Below are 4003 nucleotides of genomic sequence, written 5' to 3'. Positions count from 1 at the left end.
TATCCAAAATTTTCCCTGCTTTTTTTGGCAATAATGAATGTAAAAATGTTATACGTATATGCTTATCTTCTTTAACTGCATATCCAACAGCGATATATACCATCCACACAAACATATATCTTGTCATTTCTTCTGTCCAAGAGAAAGGTGTAGTTAATACATATCTACCAACAATTTGAATAAACGTAAATAATACCATTAACGCTAAAAATATAGACCCTATAACCACTTCAAGTTTGTCGTCCATCCAACAAATAAAGTTTTTCATATTTTTTCCTCCTATAAATACTAATGAAAGAGCTAAAACAGAGGAACACTAATTAGTGTCCCCTGAGTAGTAATTATTTTCTGAATGTATCAAGTATTTCTTGTCCACATTTTTCAGCAACCATAGACTCTATAGAATCTACATATATTTTTTTGAACTCTTCTCTTTCCTCATCTGTTAAACGAGTATAAGTAAGTTTGCCTTCAGATTCTAGTTTTTCCATTTCTGCAATTGCTTCTTCATTATCTTTTACAGATAATTCCCATTGAGTATCAGCACAAGCTTGAATAGCTTTTTCATATGCAGCTAATTGAGCTTCATCAAATTTCTTGTATGTAGCTTCAGATATTAAAGATACAGGCATATAGTAACTATGATTTGTATCAGTAGCATATTTAAGAACTTCAACAATACCTTGTTGTAAAATTGGTGCTCTTGAAGAAGCTAATCCATCTATAGTTCCTTGTTGTAAACCAGTATACATTTCACTCCATGCCATTGGTGTAGGTATACATCCAAGAGTTTCTAACTCTTTAACATTAAGTGGATTTTCAGGAGTACGTACTTTTATCCCTTTAAAATCAGCAACTTTTTCTATTGGTTTTACATTATTCCAAAATGCACGGTTAGCGCCACCAAAGAATGCAGCAACTCTCATACCACTATTTTTATCTATTGTAGCTTGTCTTAAAGCATCACCAGCTGGTCCTTCAAGTTTTACTTTAGCATCTTCCATACTATCAAATAAATAGTTTGCATTGAATACATAGAATTGATCAACATGAGGTGCTAATTGTATAGCTGCAACAGAAGCCATATCGATTTCTCCTAATTGAACTCCCTCAATACTATCACGGTCAGAACCTACTAATTGTCCTGCTGGATAAATTTCTACTGTAACACCAACATTTTCTGCTTCAATAACTTCTTTGAATTTAACAAAACCTTGATGAATACTTTCTTCCTCTGGAGATAAGTGAGCAATACGTAATTTTATTTCTTTGTGTTCTCCACCTGCAGAATCTTTCCCATCATTACTTGAAGACTTGCTTCCACCACAACCAGTTAATAGTAAACTCAAACTCATTACTGTTGCAAAAACTTTTGCCATTGTAGATTTTCTTATCATTACAATTCCTCCCTAAAAATAGTTATTTACTTTTCAGCTAGTTAAATAATAAATCTTCAAACAAAACTTTTAAAATATAGAATGTCATACTTCTCTTAATAAAATAAATAATATAATTGCCCCAAAGAAGTCTCATCTAACATATATCAAAATATTCTGTTTGTTTAGCTTTCAAAGTTTATCTATATATAAACCTGCCAAATATATAAATAAATCACTTTAACTAAAAGTTTATCCATGTTTTATTACCTGACGTCAAAGATTTTAAACATGGATAAATTAAGTTTCAGTAATATTTATTCATAAAATACTTAACAAATATATATCCACACAGTATATCTAACTTTTTTATGCTTCTTCTTCATCACCCATATAGATTTGACGAAGTACATCTATTCCATCAAATGTCATCCATTGTTCTTTAACTTTATTATCAACAATATGATAATGATCCATAATCATAAAGCTAACTCTCTTGCCTGATGGATCTCCAAAATATCCATAACCTTCATGAATACCATTTATTCTCAATCTAACAGCAACATCCCATGCATTTTGGTTTCCTCTTTGATTACATGATACTCTTTCTACTACAATTCCTGCATTTGGGAATGATGAGAATAAACTTATAAACATTCCTTGAATTTCATCAAATCCATTTAAGTCAGTATTACAAATATAGTGTAGAGATGCATTGTCATGATAAAAATCTTTTACTTTGTTTATAAGCTTGCGATTCCAGATACTACTTATCATTTCTAGAACCATTTCTCCTACGCTATCATCTTTAGCTTTGTACAATTCTGGATAAAATTGTCCTTCCATAGATTCTCCAATGCCAAATTTACTTTGAAGTGCTGGCTCTTGGTTTTTACTAGCTTTTGCGAATTTTTTTGCAACTTCATGTGGATCAAGTCCTAATTGTTTTACAATCCAAAGATTATCTCTTACTAACCACTCTTCAAAGATTCTATTCTTATATGCCGCACAATCAACTACTGTTCTATAATTAATTTTCTTTCCTGTTGCTGGTCCAAAACTAGAATCACCTAAACTAGTTGCTGTAGAAACTATTCTGTGTGAAGATAGTAATCCATCATTATCATATGGTGAGAATATAACATTTTGACCAATTAATCTTCTATCAGGGAAAGCATGTAAATTTTGAAGAGTATTACTTATTACTCCTTGTATTCCAACAGCTGTTTGTGAACTAAGGTGAAGATGAACGTTATTTGAATATGTATCGTAAATAACTCCAATCCCTTTTTCTTCCCAAATATCGTGAGTTATTTTAATAATATAGTGAACAAAGTCATTATATTTTTCATCATATCCTTCTAATTTTTGTTTATTCTTACCTTCTAAAAATGCAAAATCATTATAATCTCTCCATATCACAGAGTTTACTTCGTTAATATCTCCATAAAAAACTTTATTTGAATTTGTACTATTTCCCATAACGTTTACATCTCCATTCTTTTCATTTTTTGAATCAACCTTTGGATTTGCCTTAATTTTTTTCTTATCAGCAGTTGTTTTTACTACATTCGATGTTTCCAAACAAAACTCCTCCTTTTTCAATATATTTTTACATGTTATTCATTTTTATTGTTTTGAAAATATTATATTATTTAAAAGATTGCTCTTATAATATCGAATAATTAATCCTCATAAGTATAGGGAGCAAATTGATTCTTATGAACACAAAAACAGGGGGTAAATGAACATAGATATCCTAATGCTAATTTACTCCCTGTCCTTTTATCTGAAAGCTTCCTCACAATTCTAATACATAAATTTACATGAGTTTCTTCTTCGATGCCCACATTTAAGGGGTCTCTCCAGGGGCGTGTCAAATTATTGTCCAAACCTGAGAGCTTCAAAATAGAATTTCAGCTTCATCTATTTCTTTCTCCTACGGTTACCTATACAAAGATATTTCCAATAATCATCAATCACCTATATTTAATTTTGAATTCTTTCGTACTATAATCACATCAGTATATTATCTTTGCATATTTCTTTTTGTAACTTATTCCTTTGATTTATCATATATCTGAATATGTTTTTATTAATAGCAATATCCATGCCAATCGCTATATTTTGTAATATATTTATGTTTTTTTATTTTTTTTGTCGATTTCATTAATAAAAACTTTGTATTTACCATTATTTTAAGAAAATTATAACATTTTCATTCCTATTACTTCATACTAGTTAAATATTGATACTAACCAAAATATTTCAATTGCAAGAAAATTTCGATGTTTCTTTGCATCGTTTCGATGCTTTTATACATCACTCGTTTTATATTATTTATATTAAGAAAAAGAAACAACATCGAACCATATCAATCGCACAGCCGTTTCTTTAACACCACTCTATCCATACCTTAAATTTTTATATCTCTTGCCTATACTACTTCATCATACTTGGAAGCCACATTGATAATTGAGGAATAAATATTATAAATATCAATCCAATCAACATTGCAATAATCCATGGCCATACATTCTTAACTACATCCTCGAAGCTAGCATCACATATTTGTGCAGCAACAAAGAGGTTTCCTCCAAGTGGTGGAGTAAGTAGTCCTAATGTAG

The 4003-nt window shown here is 30.2% G+C and carries 4 protein-coding genes and 1 riboswitch; all 4 genes read right to left on the bottom strand.

The genetic code is table 11. The annotated features are described in order from the left end of the window. Window positions 1-268: TRAP transporter small permease (locus ACQ3F0_RS26600; RefSeq protein WP_428868847.1), on the bottom strand; the 268-nt coding region annotated here is incomplete at its 3' end. A gap of 73 nt (window positions 269-341) precedes the next feature. After that, window positions 342-1397: a TRAP transporter substrate-binding protein gene (locus ACQ3F0_RS26595; RefSeq protein ID WP_428868846.1), complete on the bottom strand. Its 1056-nt coding sequence runs from the start codon at window positions 1395-1397 to the stop codon at window positions 342-344. A 348-nt stretch (window positions 1398-1745) separates the two neighbouring features. After that, window positions 1746-2960, bottom strand: coding sequence for an ester cyclase (locus tag ACQ3F0_RS26590; protein WP_428868845.1), 1215 nt, complete (start codon window positions 2958-2960; stop codon window positions 1746-1748). Window positions 2961-3143: 183 nt separating this feature from the next. Then, window positions 3144-3255: riboswitch (glycine riboswitch) on the bottom strand. Window positions 3256-3818: 563 nt separating this feature from the next. Continuing rightward, window positions 3819-4003: TRAP transporter large permease subunit (locus tag ACQ3F0_RS26585; RefSeq protein WP_428868839.1), on the bottom strand; the 185-nt coding region annotated here is incomplete at its 5' end.

The organism is Clostridium sediminicola (genome assembly GCF_050402865.1).
Taxonomy (GTDB): domain Bacteria; phylum Bacillota; class Clostridia; order Clostridiales; family Clostridiaceae; genus Clostridium_AF; species Clostridium_AF sediminicola.
Note: the sequence above shows the minus strand (reverse complement) of the source record. Positions and strands in the feature narration are given on the sequence as shown.

Coding starts and splice junctions, on each gene's coding strand:
- ACQ3F0_RS26595 (WP_428868846.1), bottom strand. CDS start 1,397: ATGATAAGAAAATCTACAATGGCAAAAGTTTTTGCAACAGTAATGAGT.